Raw genomic sequence first — 18561 nt, forward strand, 5'->3', positions numbered from 1 at the left:
TTTGGTCGGCTTTGCCGGCCAAGTAAAAATACGGAGGTAGTATGGGATTCGAGTACAATGAATTTAAAATTATAGAAAAAAGTTTAAATAAAGATGAATTTAGACTTTCTGAAAGCTTAATGTCTATTGGTAATGAATACATGGGTATGAGAGGGAATTTTGAAGAAAAATATACAGGTGATTCCCTTCAAGGTACTTATATTGGAGGAGTTTGGTTTCCAGATAAAACTCGTGTAGGATGGTGGAAAAATGGATACCCAAATTACTTCGGAAAGATGATAAACTCGCCTAATTTCATAGGATTAAGAGTGAAAATAGACGGAATAGAGATAGATTTAAATAAGGAAGAAATAGAATCTTTTTATCGTGAATTAGATATGAGAGAAGGTATTTTACATAGAAACTTTACAATAAAGAGAAACAATAATAGATTTGAAATAAAAGTAAGTAGATTTGTAAGTATAGCCCAAAAGGAAATTTGTGCAATTAATTATGAGGTCCATTCAGTAGATACTGACTGTATAGTTGAATTTGTACCATATATAGATGCAAATGTTAAAAATGAGGACTCTAATTACAATGAAAAATTTTGGGATATAAAATCAAAAAATGTAGATGAAAAAAGCGGATATATACAGTCAAAGACAGTTCAAAATGACTTTGGAGTAGAACAGTTTTCAATATGTAATTATATGAATATCAACTTTGAAGGTGAAAAATTAATGCCTATAGAAGATGAATCATACATTGCTTGTAATTTAAAAAAATCAATTAAAAAAGGAGAAACTGCTAGAGTAGAAAAAATTATAGCAGTTACTACATCAAGGGATTATAAGGAAGAAGAACTTGTAGAGAAAGCAAAAACATTATCTGAAAAAGCGAGTTATAAAGGATATGAGTCTTTAGCAAAAGAACATTCGATTAAATGGTTTGAAAGATGGGATATTGCAGATGTTGTAATAAAGAATAATAAGAAGCTTCAGCAGGGAATTAGATACAATATATTCCAACTATTTTCGACTTATTATGGAGAAGATATGAGGCTGAATATTGGTCCAAAGGGATTCACTGGAGAAAAATACGGTGGAGCTACTTATTGGGATACAGAAGCATATATGGTACCAATGTATCTTTCAGTAGCACCTCAAGAAGTAAGTAGAAACCTTTTGATGTATAGATATAATCAACTAAAAGAGGCTTATCACAATGCTCAAATGCAAGGTTTAAAAGGTGCTCTTTATCCTATGGTTACCTTTACAGGAGTAGAATGCCATAATGAATGGGAAATAACATTTGAAGAAATTCATAGAAATGGAGCTATTGCATATGCAATATACAATTATGCAAATTATACCGGAGATTATGAGTACGTGTATAGTTATGGTATAGATGTATTGGTAGGGATTAGTAGATTTTGGGCTGATAGAGTTCACTACAATAAAAGGAAAAAATGCTATATGATGCACGGTGTTACAGGTCCTAATGAATATGAAAATAATGTAAATAATAATTGGTATACGAATACTGTAGCCGCATGGACAATAGATTTTACTATTGAAATGATTGAGAAAATAAAGAGACAAGGTTTGGATAAAAAACTATTGGAGTTAGATATAGATAAGAATGAAATAGACAAGTGGAAAGATATTACAGATAATATGTATTACCCATATGACGAAGAGTTAGATGTATTTGTGCAGCACGATACTTTTTTAGATAAAGAGTTGATGTCTGTATCGAAATTAGATGAGTCTGAAAGGCCTCTAAATAAACATTGGTCATGGGATAAGATACTTAGATCTTGCTTTATAAAACAAGCAGATGTTCTACAGGGTATATATTTTTTTAATGACAAGTATACTTTAGAGCAAAAAAAGAAGAACTATGAGTTTTATGAACCTATGACAGTTCATGAATCTAGTTTATCAGCGTGTATACATTCTATATTAGCTTGTGAAATAGGCCTGGATAAAAAGGCAGTAGATATGTATGAAAGAACATCTAGATTAGATTTGGATAACTATAATCACGATACAGATGATGGACTTCATATCACGAGTATGTCTGGAAGTTGGTTGTCAATAGTTCAAGGTTTTGCAGGTATGAGGACGTTTAATGAAGAATTGTCATTCTCTCCATTAGTTCCTGATGGTTGGGAAGGATACAGCTTTAATATTAATTACAGAGATAGGTTGATAAATCTCGAAACAACAGCAGAAGAAGTTATTATAAAGTTGAGAACTGGTAATCCAATTGAAATAAAAATATATGACAAATGCTTTAAATTAGATAAAGAACTGAAAATTAAATTGAAATAGCTTATATAGCGGAAAGAGGAATAATATGGAATGGTGGAAAAAATCCGTAATATATCAGATATATCCTAGAAGTTTCTGTGATACAAATAGAGACGGGATAGGAGATATAAAAGGTGTTACAAGTAAATTAGATTATTTAAAAGAACTAGGAATAGATGTTATTTGGCTTAGTCCTGTATATGAGTCACCACAGGATGATAATGGCTATGATATTAGTGATTACAGAAAGATATGGGATACATTTGGCACAAATGAAGATATGTATGAGCTGATTGAAGAGGCTCATAATAGAGGTATTAAAATAGTTATGGATTTAGTACCTAATCATACAAGCGATGAGCACATATGGTTTAAAGAAAGTAAAAAATCAAAGGATAGCCCATATAGAGACTATTATTTCTGGAAAGATGAAAAGAACAACTGGGGATCATATTTTAGTGGAACAGCTTGGGAATTTGATGAAAAAACAGAACAATATTATTTACACTTATTTTCAAAAAAACAGCCAGATTTAAACTGGGAAAATCCAAAGGTAAGAAAAGAAATATATGACATTATGAAATTTTGGATGGACAAAGGTGTAGACGGATGGAGAATGGATGTAATTAGCTCTATATCTAAATACACAGATTTTCCTAATTATGAAGAAGTATCTCCGGATGAAAATTATATTGGAGATTACCATACTAACGGGCCAAGATTACATGAATATTTAAAAGAAATGAACAATGAAGTATTATCAAAATACGATTGCATGACAGTGGGGGAAGCACCTGGATCTACTCCTGAAAATGCACTTTTATTCTGTGATAAAGACAGAGATGAATTGAACATGATATTTACATTTGACCATATGGATTTAGATGCAAAAAAAGGTAGCAGCATTGGAAAATGGGACTTAGAAAAATTGGACTTAGTTGAATTGAAAGAAACTTTAAATCTATGGCAAAAAGGATTACACAAAAAAGGGTGGAATTCACTATACTTTGAAAACCATGACCAAGCCAGAGTGGTATCTAGATGGGGTAATGATAGAGAATATAGAGTAGAGAGTGCAAAGATGTTTGGAACTATACTTCATATGATGCAAGGAACTCCATATGTATACCAAGGCGAAGAAATAGGAATGGTAAATGCGTATTATGAAATAGATGAATATCAAGATATTGAAATAAGAAATGCATATAAAGATTTAGTATTAGATAGAAAGAAACTAACTAAAGATGAATTTATGAAGGCTGTACATACGATATCTAGAGATAATGCTAGAACACCAATGCAGTGGAATTCAAAGGAACACGCAGGATTTACAGAAGGTACACCTTGGTTGAAGGTAAATCCTAGATACGATGAAATTAATGTTGAAGAGGCTTTAAAAGATAAGAACTCTGTATTTTATCATTATAAAAAATTGATAGAACTAAGACATACTGATGACTTGATAACAGAAGCAGACTTTAACCTTATAGACAAAGATAATAAATCTATATTTGCTTATGAAAGAAGATTAGATGAAAAGAGTCTTCTAGTTGTAGCTAATTTCTATGAAGAAGAGATAGAATTTGAAATAGGAAATGAATTCAAATTAGATCAATATACTTTAGTATTATCAAACTATGATGAATATAATAAGTATGAAAATACTATAAAATTAAAACCATATGAGGCTATAATTTTAAAAAACTACTAAAATAGAGAGTTATACAGGGAGTAAAAGCATGATAAAAGGAGTTATCTTTGATTTAGATGGGGTAATAACCGATACTGCAAAATTTCATTATATTGCATGGAACAATCTTGCCTCAAAAATGGGAATAGAGTTAACAGAGGAATTTAATGAAAAATTAAAAGGTATACCGAGAATAGAATCTCTAAAGTTAATATTAGAATATGGAAATGCCATACATATTTATTCAGAAGAAGAGATGCATGAGATGGCTGATATAAAAAATGAAGAATATAAAAAACTTTTAAAAAATCTAGATAAAAAGGATATTTTGCCTGGAATAGAGGATTTTATTAATAAATTGAAAGAAAAAAACATAAAAATAGGATTGGCTTCTGCATCTAAAAATGCACCTATGATTTTAGAAAAATTAGGACTAGGTAAAAAGATAGATTATATAGCAGATCCTGATGCTGTAAAAAATGGAAAGCCAGCTCCAGATATTTTTATAGAAGCTACAAGAGGAATAAATCTCAATATTGATGATGTAATAGGAATTGAAGATGCAGATGCGGGTGTAGAAGCTATGAGATCTTGTAACATGAGAAGCATAGGTATAAATGTAGATGCAGATTTAAGATTAGAGAGTACAAGAGAATTAAGCTTAGATATAATAGCAATACTAGATAATAAATAGTACCTCAATGTATGTAGAGTACTAAAGTATAGTGTAAATATACGAGCGTAAAAAATAATGAAGAGGTGATAGAAATGGCAAGAGTTCAATTAAAAGACGTGTCAAAGTCATACGATAATGGATTTAATGCAGTTAAAAATGTAAATATAGATATAGAAGATAAAGAATTTATAGTTTTGGTAGGGCCATCTGGATGTGGTAAATCTACTACACTTAGAATGATAGCAGGATTGGAAGATGTTACTAGTGGGACACTGAGCATAGGTGATAAGGTAGTAAATGATGTAGAACCAAAGGATAGAGATATAGCTATGGTTTTCCAGAACTATGCATTATATCCTCATATGACAGTATACGATAATATGTCGTTTGCACTAAAGCTTAGAAAAGTAAGTAAAAGTGAGATAGACAAAAAGGTGAGGGAAGTTGCCAAAATACTTCAACTTGAAAATTTATTAGATAGGAAACCAAAAGCATTATCAGGAGGTCAAAGACAGAGAGTTGCTCTTGGAAGAGCAATTGTTAGAAACCCAAAGGTATTTTTAATGGATGAGCCATTATCTAATTTGGATGCAAAGCTAAGAACAGAGATGAGAGCTGAAATATCAAAACTTCATAAGAAATTAGATGCTACATTTATATATGTTACTCATGATCAAGTAGAAGCAATGACAATGGGAGATAGAATAGTTGTAATGAACCATGGTGAAGTTCAACAAATCGACAAGCCAAAAGCTTTCTATGAAAATCCAGTCAATAAGTTTGTGGCAAGTTTTATTGGGAGTCCACAGATGAACTTTATAGATGTAGAGTTAAAAACAGTTGGAGAAGATACATTCGCAAAAGTTGATGGAAAAGAAGTAGAATTTTTGATACCAAAGGGTAAGGCTGCTTACTTGATTGAAAAAGGATATACTGGTAAAAAGATAGTTATGGGGGTTAGACCTGAAGATATACATAGAGAAAGAGTCTTTATCGATATGTCCCCAGAAAGTAAGTTTGAGTCAAAAGTTGTTATTAGAGAACTTATGGGATCTGAAATAATAGTTTATCTGGACTTTTTTGGAAAAGAAATTATAGCAAAGTTTGATGGAAAAACTGATGTTGAAAGAAATCAAGAAATGACTCTTGCATTAGACATGAACAGAGTACACTTCTTTGACGTTGAAACAGAAGAAAATATATTATATAATGAATAATTTTTAAAATTTAAATAAAATAATTTTGAATAAAAATACATTTATTTAAAAGATAGCATGAAATAATTCATGCTATCTTTTTTTATTTGAATATACTAAAGAAAAAAATAAGGTTTTATGATAAATTAAAAAATAAAGATTCTCAAAAAAATAACAATATTGTTTAAATAAGCAATAAAAAGGGTACTAGCTTTATTGAATAAACTTTTTATTGAATTTAAAGAAAAATAAAAAGAATTAGACATTGCAAAAAAACATATATAATTATATAATAACCTTGAGCAGTGCTTAATAAAAGTACTGAAAAAAACGGTTTTAGGGAGGGTTATAATGAGTTCTAGTACAAAAGCTACAAAAATTAAACATCCAGATGGCTTAAAATTGCTAAATATTTCAATTGCACTTCAAAGTTATGCTGGATACGCTGTAATATCTTTTATGGTACTTTTCTTAACTGCATCAGCAAGTAAAAATGGGTTGGGATTAGGAATAAAAGAAGCAACAGGTATCATGGGTCTTTACTCAGGTTTAGGGTATATGACACCATTAATAGGAGGCTGGTTATCAGATAGATATCTGGGACTTCAAAAGGCCATTTTATTAGGTGCATTTTTGGCAGCAGTAGGATATTTAACAATATTCTTATTAGGATCTACTCTTACTGGACTTTGGATTGGTCTAGCAGTTATGATAATAAGTGGTGGTTTCTTTAAAGGAAACGTAAGTGCTTTGGTAGGAGAGTTATACTCTAAAAAGGAATTATCAAAAAAAGATGCCGCTTATAGTATATTCTATATGGCTGTAAATTTAGGAAGCTTAATGGGACCAATTGTTGCTGGACTTATGACAGATTCTTGGTTTGCAAAGATTAATGCAGACGGAACGATAGCATCTTATGGTTATAAGCAAGCGTTTTTAATGTCTTCTATAGTAATGTTCATAACATTTTTCTTATTTTTATACCTAGCTCCAAAGTGGCTTAAAGATATTGGTAAGAAGCCTGCATTACAAGTAGAAAAAGAGAAAAAAGGAACTGAAAAAGGACCTAAGCTTACAAAGTTAGAAAAAAACAGAATGTTGGCAATGGCTATAGTGTTTGGTTTCGTAACACTTTTCTTCGCAGCATATTTTCAAACACAAACATCAGTAACATTACTTGCAGATACGTTAGTAAATAGAAATGTTTTTGGATTTACAATCCCAGTACCTTGGTTGATATCATTTAATGGAATTTTATGTGTTATATTAGCTCCACTTTTAGGTGGATTATGGGTTAGACTAGAAAGATCAAAGTATGGAGATTTGAGTATACCAATGAAAATGGGTCTAGGAATGATACTAACTGGTACTTCATTCGTAATTCTAATAATTGGAATAGCAGGTCTTGGTGGTGTTGAAGATGGTAGTGCAAAAATGGGTCTAGGATTCCTTCTTATTGCATATATCATATTAACTATAGGAGAACTATTCTTATCACCTATAGGAATGGCGATGTTTAACAAACTTGCACCAGCTAAATACGCTTCTCTTGCAATGGGAGCTTGGTACTTATGCTTCTTCTTTGCTAGTATAATATCTGGTAAAGTTGCCGGTTTTACAGAAAACATGGGTTATGGAGCAGTATTTAAATATATAGCTATAATAGTTATAGTATTCGGTGTAATCTTATTGTTAATCAGAAATAAATTAACTAAGATGATGGCTCTTGATCAAATTGAAATGGATTAATATTTATATTAATATCATTAGTAAATATAGGAAATGATGATTTTTATGTAATAAATATTAATAAAATATAATAGATATAAAAAAACGGATGAGAACGCCAACTGGCGCAATCATCCGTTTTTATTTGTAGATTAAAGTAATATTGACTTAAAAAAATCAATCTACCTGTTTCATCATTCTTTTTAAAATATCAAGTTCTAATTTTTTCAATTTCAAGTCTATATTTGATATAACTACAACTAAGAGTATTTTATTTTCAATTTCATCCCATTTATATGCACGAGAAGCTTGAATTGTATATTTTGGAAAAAATTTAAGAATATCTTTTGTCAATTCTTCTGCAGATTTAAAATACATTTCCACAGAATCGTTGTTTTCCCAATAAAATTCATCTTTAGCTCCTATAGAATCAACAGGAATAGACAGTTTAAAACTCATCACGTCTTCTCTTTTAGTTGCTTTTGTAAGATTAGTTTCTACTTTAAATAGTGTTTCACTATTTATTTTTTTAATAATATCATCACTAGATATCATGTCATCTCTAAAAATAACGTACATAATTTCACCTCTAAAAATAATAAACGCGCCTAGTAGGATTCGAACCCACAACTCACAGATCCGAAGTCTGCAGCTCTATCCGTTGAGCTATAGGCGCATACCGATACAAATTATTATAACATAAAAATAAGAATTGAAAGTGCAAAATTCTTAAAATATTTTATAAAATGACTAAAATGTAGAACATATTAGTGATATAATAATATTGAACGCTGTATAACTATATATTTATAAGTTGACTTTAAATAGCAAAAACAGGAGGGTATTATGAAAGAAAAGGTTTTATCAAGATTTTTAAATTATGTTTCTATTGATACGGAATCTGATCCGTATTCAGAAAGCTGTCCTTCTACAGAGAAGCAATTCGACCTAGCAAAAGTTATTGTAGAAGAGTTGAAAGAAATGGGATTAGAAGATATTTCGCTAGATGAAAAATGTTATATTATGGCAAAGTTGCCGGCTAATACAGAAGGTATAGCACCTATAGGTTTTGTAGCGCATATGGATACTAGCCCTGATATAACTGGAAAAGATGTGAAACCTAGAATCATTGAAAATTATGATGGTAAAGATATAATACTAAATGAAGAAAAAGGAATTGTCACAACATTAAAAGACTATCCTGAAATAGAAAGATTCAAGGGTCAAACTGTAATAGTAACAGATGGGAATACGCTTTTAGGAGCTGATGACAAAGCAGGGATAGCTGAAATAATGACAGGTATTGAATATTTAAAAAATCACCCTGAAATAAAACACGGAGATATAATGATAGGATTTACTCCGGATGAAGAAATAGGAAGAGGCGCAGATTTCTTCGATGTTGAGAAGTTTGGAGCAAAATATGCATATACTTTAGATGGCGGAGAAATGGGTGAATTACAGTATGAAAACTTTAACGCAGCAGCAGCTGTAGTTACAATAGAAGGAAGAAACGTACATCCAGGTTCTGCAAAGAATAAAATGATAAATTCTATATATATGGCAGCCGATGTAATGGAAGCATTTCCAAAATCAGAAAGGCCAGAGACTACAGAAGGTTACGAAGGATTTTATCATTTAAATGAAATGGAAGGTAACGCTGAACAGACAGTGATGAGATACATAATCCGTGACCATGATATGAAAATATTTAATGAAAGAAAAGAGTTTTTTGAAAAGAAAATAAAAGAGCTTTCAGATAAACATGATGGAAGAATATCAGTAGAAATAAAAGATAACTACTATAATATGAGAGAAATAGTAGAAAAAGAAATGTTTATAGTGGATATTGCTGTGGATTCAATGAAAGAAATTGGTGTAGATCCTCAAGTAATACCTATTAGAGGAGGCACTGACGGAGCCAGACTATCATTTATGGGATTACCTTGCCCTAACTTATTTGCTGGTGGAATAAACTTCCATGGTAGAAATGAAATGGTAAGTGTAGAGGCACTTGAAGCAGGTGCAAAGCTTGTTGTTAGAATAGCAAGTAAATACGCAGAACTTGGAATAAAAGCGTAATTACATAAATCATATAATTTTATAACGAGTTATTGTAAATATTAAGTGCCATATTATTGGATAAATTAATCTGTATATATTAATTTATAAATATTAAATAGTATGTGTAATATTTACATATAAATAAAAATAATAAATGTAAGAGACTGTATTATTAGAAGGTTTACGGTCTCTTATATATTTTTTGAAAAAAATATAAAAAAAGTATTGACTTTAATAAAAAAAGAGAGTATAGTATTACTTGTCCTCAACAAGAGGCAAAACAAAAATAACTCAAAACAAACTTAAAAAAGTTTTTAAAAAGTTATTGACAAAAGAAATTAAAGATGTTATTATTATCTAGTCGTCAAAAACGACAGGTAAACAAAATGAACTTTGAAAATTAAACAGCAGGTTAATTCATATTGTTTTTAAAACAATTGATTAATCGTTTAAACCATAAAGGTTTAAACCACAAACAACAAACCAAGCCAGATATTTCGAGATAATACTAGATAGATCTGAGCGGACAAATTTTTTAAAGAGAGTTTGATCCTGGCTCAGGATGAACGCTGGCGGCGTGCCTAACACATGCAAGTCGAGCGAGCAATTAGAAGTTTACTTCTATGCGCAAGCGGCGGACGGGTGAGTAACGCGTGGGTAACCTACCCTATACACATGGATAACATACTGAAAAGTTTACTAATACATGATAACATGATACCTTGGCATCAAGGAATCATCAAAGTGTTAGCGGTATAGGATGGACCCGCGTCTGATTAGCTAGTTGGTAAGGTAACGGCTTACCAAGGCGACGATCAGTAGCCGACCTGAGAGGGTGATCGGCCACATTGGAACTGAGACACGGTCCAAACTCCTACGGGAGGCAGCAGTGGGGAATATTGCACAATGGGCGCAAGCCTGATGCAGCAACGCCGCGTGAACGATGAAGGCCTTCGGGTCGTAAAGTTCTGTTGCAGGGGAAGATAATGACGGTACCCTGTGAGGAAGCCCCGGCTAACTACGTGCCAGCAGCCGCGGTAATACGTAGGGGGCTAGCGTTATCCGGATTTACTGGGCGTAAAGGGTGCGTAGGTGGTTTTTCAAGTCAGCGGTTAAAGGCTACGGCTCAACCGTAGTTAGCCGCTGAAACTGGAAAACTTGAGTGCAGGAGAGGAAAGTGGAATTCCCAGTGTAGCGGTGAAATGCGTAGATATTGGGAGGAACATCAGTAGCGAAGGCGGCTTTCTGGACTGTAACTGACACTGAGGCACGAAAGCGTGGGTAGCAAACAGGATTAGATACCCTGGTAGTCCACGCCGTAAACGATGAGTACTAGGTGTCGGGGGTTACCCCCCTCGGTGCCGCAGCTAACGCATTAAGTACTCCGCCTGGGGAGTACGCACGCAAGTGTGAAACTCAAAGGAATTGACGGGGACCCGCACAAGTAGCGGAGCATGTGGTTTAATTCGAAGCAACGCGAAGAACCTTACCTAAGCTTGACATCCCTCGGACCGGTGTTTAATCACACCTTCCCTTCGGGGCTGAGGTGACAGGTGGTGCATGGTTGTCGTCAGCTCGTGTCGTGAGATGTTGGGTTAAGTCCCGCAACGAGCGCAACCCTTGTCTTTAGTTGCCAGCATTCAGTTGGGCACTCTAGAGAGACTGCCAGGGATAACCTGGAGGAAGGTGGGGATGACGTCAAATCATCATGCCCCTTATGCTTAGGGCTACACACGTGCTACAATGGGTAGTACAGAGGGTTGCCAAACCGTGAGGTGGAGCTAATCCCTTAAAGCTACTCTCAGTTCGGATTGTAGGCTGAAACTCGCCTACATGAAGCTGGAGTTACTAGTAATCGCAGATCAGAATGCTGCGGTGAATGCGTTCCCGGGTCTTGTACACACCGCCCGTCACACCACGGAAGTCGGAAACACCCGAAGCCGATTGTCTAACCGCAAGGAGGAAGTCGTCGAAGGTGGAGTCGATAACTGGGGTGAAGTCGTAACAAGGTAGCCGTATCGGAAGGTGCGGCTGGATCACCTCCTTTCTAAGGAAAATTACCTGCTGTTTAATTTTGAGAGTTCATTTAACTTTCAACTTTGTACTTTGAAAACTGAATATATTAGTGATATTAAAGACATCGATTGATTGTCCATTGGATAATCAATTATATAGATTAATACAATCGAGAATGAGAGACAACTCACTAAAACACGAGAGTAAACTCATAAAAATCTGAGAGATAACTCATAAAAACAAATTAGCTATTAATATTGTCGAAAGACACTATTAAAACTCAAATTAATAACGAGGTCAAGTTATTAAGGGTGTAGGGCGGATGCCTTGGCACTAGGAGCCGATGAAAGACGTGATAAGCTGCGATAAGCTTCGGGGAGTGGCACATACACTTTGATCCGGAGATTTCTGAATGAGGAAACTCACTTGGAGTAATGTCCAAGTATCCATACATGAATACATAGTGTATGGAGGGGAACTCAGGGAACTGAAACATCTAAGTACCTGAAGGAAGAGAAAGAAATTCGATTCCGATAGTAGCGGCGAGCGAACTCGGAAGAGCCCAAACCGAATCAGTTTACTGGTTCGGGGTTGCGGACATATCTTAAGGAGAAGATATTGCGAGTAGAATAGAGCTGGAAAGTTCAACCATAGAGGGTAATAGTCCCGTATACAAAGCCAAGAAAGCTCTTGATATGATCCAGAGTACCACGAGACACGTGAAACCTTGTGGGAAGCAGGGAGGACCATCTCCCAAGGCTAAATACTACCTAGTGACCGATAGCGAACAGTACCGTGAGGGAATGGTGAAAAGAACCCCGGGAGGGGAGTGAAATAGAACCTGAAACCCTACACTTACAAGCTGTGGGAGCGCATTATTCGCGTGACCGCGTACTTTTTGTAGAACGGGCCAACGAGTTACGTTATGTGGCAAGGTTAAGCACTTCAGGTGTGTAGCCGAAGCGAAAGCGAGTCTTAACTGGGCGAATTAGTCACATGACGTAGACCCGAAACCGGGCGACCTACCCATGAGCAGGATGAAGCGAAAGTAAAATTTCGTGGAGGTCCGAACCCACGTACGTTGAAAAGTGCGGGGATGACTTGTGGGTAGCGGTGAAATTCCAATCGAGCTCGGAGATAGCTGGTTCTCCCCGAAATAGCTTTAGGGCTAGCCTTGAATGTAGAGATGTGGAGGTAGAGCACTGAATGTCCTAGGGGGTATTGCACTTACCGAAGACTATCAAACTCCGAATGCCATTATCTTTTATTCAGGAGTCAGACTATGGGTGATAAGGTTCATAGTCGAAAGGGAAACAGCCCAGACCGTCAGCTAAGGTCCCTAAATGTATGTTAAGTGGTAAAGGATGTGAGATTGCACAGACAACCAGGATGTTGGCTTAGAAGCAGCCATTCATTTAAAGAGTGCGTAATAGCTCACTGGTCGAGTGATCTTGCGCCGAAAATTTCCGGGGCTAAAACATACTACCGAAGCTACGGCATCACATAGTGATGGGTAGGGGAGCTTCCCATGCAGGTTGAAGCGATACCGTAAGGAGTCGTGGACAGTATGGGAGAGAGAATGTTGGCATGAGTAGCGAGATGAAGGTGAGAATCCTTCAGGCCGTAAACCCAAGGTTTCCAGGGGAAGGTTCGTCCTCCCTGGGTTAGTCGGGACCTAAGCTCAGGCCGAAAGGCGTAGGCGATGGACAACAGGTTGATATTCCTGTACTACCGATAATCGTTTGAGAGATGGGATGACACAGTAGGATAAGCTGAGCACACTGTTGGTTATGTGTGTCTAAGTATTGAGGCTGGCTAGACAGGCAAATCCGTCTAGCTACTAAGGCTGGGATACGATGGGGAGCGAAACTAAGTAGCGAAGCAGCTGATTTCACACTGTCGAGAAAAGTCTCTATCGAGATTAAAGGTACCCGTACCGCAAACCGACACAGGTGGGTGAGGAGAGTATCCTAAGGCCCGCGAGAGAACTATTGTTAAGGAACTCGGCAAAATGACCCCGTAACTTAGGGATAAGGGGTGCCCCAGAAATGGGGCCGCAGAGAATTGGTCCAAGCGACTGTTTATCAAAAACATAGGTTTCTGCTAAGTCGAAAGACGATGTATAGGAGCTGACGCCTGCCCGGTGCTGGAAGGTTAAGGGGATCTGTTAGAGTAATCGAAGCAGTGATCTTAAGCCCCAGTAAACGGCGGCCGTAACTATAACGGTCCTAAGGTAGCGAAATTCCTTGTCGGGTAAGTTCCGACCCGCACGAAAGGCGTAACGATTTGGACGCTGTCTCAACAATAGACTCGGTGAAATTGTAATCCCGGTGAAGATGCCGGGTACCTGCGACAGGACGGAAAGACCCCATGGAGCTTTACTGTAGCTTGACATTGGGTCTCGATACTACATGTACAGGATAGGTGGGAGACTACGAAATCAGGGCGTCAGTTTTGATGGAGTCATCCTTGGGATACCACCCTTGTAGTATTGGGACTCTAACCATAGGCCATGAATCTGGTCTTGGGACACTGTCTGGTGGGCAGTTTGACTGGGGCGGTCGCCTCCCAAAAGGTAACGGAGGCGCTCAAAGGTTCCCTCAGTACGGTCGGAAATCGTACGTAGAGTGTAAAGGCAAAAGGGAGCTTGATTGCAAGACATACAGGTCGAGCAAGGTAGAAATACGGACTTAGTGATCCGGTGGTTCTGAATGGAAGGGCCATCGCTCAACGGATAAAAGCTACCCTGGGGATAACAGGCTTATCTCCCCCAAGAGTCCACATCGACGGGGAGGTTTGGCACCTCGATGTCGGCTCATCACATCCTGGGGCTGTAGTTGGTCCCAAGGGTTGGGCTGTTCGCCCATTAAAGTGGTACGCGAGCTGGGTTCAGAACGTCGTGAGACAGTTCGGTCCCTATCCGTCGCAGGCGTAGGAAATTTGAGGAGATCTGTCCTTAGTACGAGAGGACCGGGATGGACATACCTCTGGTGTACCAGTTGTTCTGCCAAGGGCATGGCTGGGTAGCTATGTATGGAAAGGATAAGCGCTGAAAGCATCTAAGCGCGAAGCCCACTTCAAGATAAGATTTCCCACCGTAAGGTTAAGATCCCAGGAAGACTACCTGGTTGATAGGTCAGAGGTGTAAGTGCAGCAATGTATGTAGCTTACTGATACTAATAGATCGAGGACTTGACCAATAAAAATACACTAATATATTCAGTTTTGAGAGTACAAAACTTTCAATTTAATATGTNACTACCTGGTTGATAGGTCAGAGGTGTAAGTGCAGCAATGTATGTAGCTTACTGATACTAATAGATCGAGGACTTGACCAATAAAAATACACTAATATATTCAGTTTTGAGAGTACAAAACTTTCAATTTAATATGTGGTTATTACAGCAAAGAGGATACACCTGTTCCCATTCCGAACACAGAAGTTAAGCTCTTTAGCGCCGAAGGTACTTGATGGGAAGCTGTCTGGGAGAATAGGACGTAGCCACGTGATAGGCTCTAGCATTTAGTTAGAGTCTTTTTTATACAAAGCTATTGTTTAATACACAATAGTGTGTTATACTCAATACATAATAATACCTAGTAGAGGTTGGTGAAAGATTTGAATACACAATTTAGGAAAGGTGCATTAGAGTTGTGCGTAATGGCTATGATATATAAAAAGGATATGTATGGATATGAAATTGTTCAAAATATATCTGCTAGCATAGAAGTTAATGAAGGCACTATATACCCAATACTTAGGCGGTTGACAAAAGATGGATATTTTGAAACGTATATGGTAGATTCAAGAGGAGGTCCTGCTAGAAAGTATTATGCAATTACAGAATTGGGGAAAGAATATTTTGAGTTGCAAAAAAAAGAATGGTATAGCTTTATAAAGGAAGTAGGTGCTTTAATCGAGTAGGAGGTACTTGTATGGGATATGTTTTTTTTATAGCTAAAATAATAATATTATTAACAGCAATAATTTCAATTATGATAGTTATTTTTAGGTACTATTTGAAACTTGAACTATAAATTAGAAATTTAGATGACCTAGAATGTAGTACTGTGAATATGGTACTGTAAAGCAATTTACAATTCAATATTATGAAGTTATCTAAAATTTAGTACTATGACTAGAGGATTGAATTTAAAGAAAAAATTAAAAATTAATTGAGATTTACATATTTATATATAGAGTGTTCTCATTATGTGAAGAGGGGGAGAAAGTATGAACAAAAGGCTTTTTATGGATGATTTAAGCTATTTTTTAAGACTTGCGTATTCAGACATCAGTCCAGATGAAGTTGATGATATTTTAAGGGATTATGAAGAATATTTTATGGACGGTTTTAAAGAAGGAAAGAACGATGATGAAATAACAGAGTCACTAGGTGATCCTAAAAAAATAGTAGATGAAATGATAGAAAACGATATTGAACTCGGAAAATATACGAAAGATGATTTCAAGAAGTATTTTGAGTATTCTTATCTAGGCAACAAAGTTGAGGAATATGAAGAAGTAAAAGATTTTAGATATTATTTGAATAAGATGATGAAAGCATTTGGATACATAATGATGATATTTTTTGATATTTTCTACTATCTGATGCTATTTAGTATAGGTCTGGGTATTTTATCTGTGTTTATAGTTGGAATGATTTCAATTCCTTATGGACATACGGCGCTATCTGTGGTAGGTGCTAGTGGACTTTTAGTTATATTCCCATTGATTTTAATGATAGGGTTATTTTTGCTATCAATAGTAGCTGTAGTACTTATGTTTAAATTAGGTTTTGTAATGAATCGATTAGTATTTGGTGTATCATTATCTCAATCGATGGAAGAAAAGTTTTTAAAATTCATAGCAATTGCAATGGTGGCAATAGTTGCTTTTTGCTTTATATTAAATGTAGTGCTAGGAATTGCTTTTGGATAGAGCGTGATTACAAAGCGGCAAAATAAATGTAGAAAGGAAGAACAATAACTATGAGCAAAATTAAAAAACTGTTAATAGCAGGGGCAGTAATGTTCTTAGTGGGATGTATTGGAAGTGCATATACCATAAATACCGGAATTGATAAACTAAAAATATATATGAATGAAGAAAAAAGAAATATGACTAGCGAAGAAGAGTTAATAACATCTAAGGATAAAGTAGAAACTTTGAAAATAGGAACTGTACCTTGGAATGTGAATATTAAGATACATAAATCTGAGGACGAAAACTCTCATGTAAGGATAAAATCACTTTATGAAAAAGGTATAGTTAAAGCAGAGATAAAAGACTCTATATTGAAGGTATATTCAGATAAAAAAAATACGGGATACAGCAGCTTATTTAATGCAACTGATTTAACTTTTAATTTAGGTAATAAGGAAAAATTAATAAAATCTGCAATTAACAATATGATTTACGGTGATGTTGTTGTAAATAATATATTTGATGGGTATAAGGCTAACAATGGAGAAAATAAGAGTGAAACAAATATTGTCGATATATATGTTCCTAATAACGTTAATATTGAGTTTGAGGCTACTAGCAGATATTCTCATGTTGAAACATATTCAGTAGATGATGGAGTAATAAAGGATTTTGTCACAGTAAATGATGTAAATTCGCTTTATAGAATTGAGTCAAATGATAAGATAAAAAAACTAATAATAAATGCAAAATACTCGGAAGAAAATAATTATTATGCAGATTCAGTAAATGATTTTTTGAGAGATTTGGCAAGGGGAAATGATAAAAGCTTGAAAATAGCTACTCTTCAAATCAATACTACTCCAGGAATATTTAATATAGGCAGCGAAGTCAGGAAAAAAATAGCTGATGAAATTATAGTAAATGTCGAAGGAGAAAAACCAAGTTATAATGATGAATATGGTGGAGATACATATCATGAAATAGATACTACTTTGGAAAAAGAAAATGATATTTTAGAAAAAATACATGATGAAATTGAAGGAAAAGTAGATGATTTAGAAGATACTGAAAGAGATAGTTCTGAGTACTATGATGAAATACTTAAGGGCATAGATAAAAAAGTTGAGATCAAAAAATATATAGAATTATTCAAGCCAGAATTAGACAGATACAATAGATATAATACGGGTGATAGCTATGATATCAACGAAGAGTATTTTAAAAATCTTGATTTTGGAATGATTGTAAATCAAAATATAGCTGATAAAATAAGCATAAATGCACCTGGTAAAAATGTAGTTTTGACATTAGATAACATAAATCCAGAAATGGATATTAAAACTAAGGAAGGAATTGACTTTAGATTCTTATTATTTGATAATGTAAAGCTAAATTCAATACCTAACGACGGTAAGGAAAAAGAATACAAAGGTAATTTATATAACTATATATTGTCTGTTGATAAAGATTCCAAGTATAAAAAATCAGTCAATACAAAACCTTCTTTGGTAATTAATTCAAATAAGCTAAAATTATTAGAGAACTAGAGAACTAGAGAACTAGAGAACTAGAGAACTAGAAAGTTAGTATTATAGAAAATGGAAAATTTTATAAAAATTGAATAAGTAAATATTCAAACTTTAGAGGTGAGCTGATATAAAGCTCATCTCTTTTTATATTGAAATATAAAGAGGAAATATAAATGATATAAATAGCCGCAAATAGATATATCTTATAAGCAGAGATACCTATAAGCAATTATAAATAACAGTATAAGTATTATGTTTTTTTCAAATACTATATAGTATTTGAAAATATTAACAACCATGTAAAATAATTAACTAAATAGAAAGAAGCTAAAGAAAAAATAAAGAAACTATTAAAAAACGAGTTTTTTAATGAAATTGTAAAATAAAGCTGCTATAATTTAGAAATGGAAAATTAGATACTAAAAATAACTCAAT

At 34.7% G+C, this 18561-nt stretch carries 10 protein-coding genes, 1 tRNA gene and 3 rRNA genes; 12 read left to right on the forward strand and 2 right to left on the reverse strand.

Annotation, left to right across the window (positions count from 1 at the left end):
* The first annotated feature begins 41 nt into the window (after window positions 1-41).
* The 5 genes from C0982_RS02110 (at window position 42) to C0982_RS02130 (ending at window position 7608) form a co-directional block, all read left to right on the forward strand.
* Window positions 42-2318, forward strand: a complete 2277-nt coding sequence (locus C0982_RS02110) for a glycoside hydrolase family 65 protein (protein WP_101772570.1) — start codon at window positions 42-44, stop codon at window positions 2316-2318.
* A gap of 25 nt (window positions 2319-2343) precedes the next feature.
* Window positions 2344-4008 (forward strand): alpha-glucosidase, encoded by a 1665-nt coding sequence (locus tag C0982_RS02115; protein WP_101772584.1) that lies wholly within the window; start codon window positions 2344-2346, stop codon window positions 4006-4008.
* Between the two features lie 28 nt (window positions 4009-4036).
* Complete coding sequence (pgmB, locus tag C0982_RS02120) at window positions 4037-4681, forward strand: beta-phosphoglucomutase (protein ID WP_101772568.1); 645 nt, start codon at window positions 4037-4039, stop codon at window positions 4679-4681.
* 74 nt (window positions 4682-4755) lie between these two features.
* On the forward strand, window positions 4756-5880 hold the full coding sequence (locus C0982_RS02125; protein WP_101772567.1) for an ABC transporter ATP-binding protein: 1125 nt from the start codon (window positions 4756-4758) through the stop codon (window positions 5878-5880).
* Between the two features lie 330 nt (window positions 5881-6210).
* On the forward strand, window positions 6211-7608 hold the full coding sequence (locus C0982_RS02130; protein WP_101772566.1) for a peptide MFS transporter: 1398 nt from the start codon (window positions 6211-6213) through the stop codon (window positions 7606-7608).
* 156 nt (window positions 7609-7764) lie between these two features.
* Here the strand turns inward: C0982_RS02130 and C0982_RS02135 are convergent, their stop codons facing one another.
* Entirely contained in the window at window positions 7765-8166 is a 402-nt protein-coding gene (locus tag C0982_RS02135; protein ID WP_101772565.1) for a hypothetical protein, read from the reverse strand.
* Between the two features lie 24 nt (window positions 8167-8190).
* Window positions 8191-8263: transfer RNA gene (locus tag C0982_RS02140), tRNA-Arg, on the reverse strand.
* A 170-nt stretch (window positions 8264-8433) separates the two neighbouring features.
* Here C0982_RS02140 and pepT point away from each other — a divergent pair.
* The 7 genes from pepT to C0982_RS02175 all read left to right on the forward strand — a co-directional run bounded on the left by pepT (window position 8434) and on the right by C0982_RS02175 (window position 18144).
* A complete protein-coding gene (gene pepT, locus C0982_RS02145) occupies window positions 8434-9669 on the forward strand; it encodes a peptidase T (protein WP_101772585.1) in 1236 nt (411 codons plus the stop codon).
* Between the two features lie 516 nt (window positions 9670-10185).
* Window positions 10186-11698, forward strand: a 16S ribosomal RNA gene (locus C0982_RS02150).
* A 264-nt stretch (window positions 11699-11962) separates the two neighbouring features.
* Window positions 11963-14867 (forward strand): 23S ribosomal RNA (locus tag C0982_RS02155).
* A gap of 191 nt (window positions 14868-15058) precedes the next feature.
* Window positions 15059-15175 (forward strand): 5S ribosomal RNA (gene rrf / locus C0982_RS02160).
* The 16S, 23S and 5S rRNA genes sit together here, the layout of an rRNA operon.
* A gap of 102 nt (window positions 15176-15277) precedes the next feature.
* A complete protein-coding gene (locus C0982_RS02165; protein WP_456299409.1) occupies window positions 15278-15592 on the forward strand; it encodes a PadR family transcriptional regulator in 315 nt (104 codons plus the stop codon).
* Between the two features lie 309 nt (window positions 15593-15901).
* Window positions 15902-16609, forward strand: a complete 708-nt coding sequence (locus C0982_RS02170; RefSeq protein ID WP_101772586.1) for a DUF1700 domain-containing protein — start codon at window positions 15902-15904, stop codon at window positions 16607-16609.
* Window positions 16610-16659: 50 nt separating this feature from the next.
* Window positions 16660-18144, forward strand: coding sequence for a hypothetical protein (locus C0982_RS02175; protein WP_101772587.1), 1485 nt, complete (start codon window positions 16660-16662; stop codon window positions 18142-18144).
* Window positions 18145-18561 lie beyond the last annotated feature (417 nt).

The sequence above is a fragment of the Peptostreptococcus faecalis genome, assembly GCF_900240845.1.
Classification (GTDB): Bacteria; Bacillota; Clostridia; order Peptostreptococcales; family Peptostreptococcaceae; genus Peptostreptococcus; species Peptostreptococcus faecalis.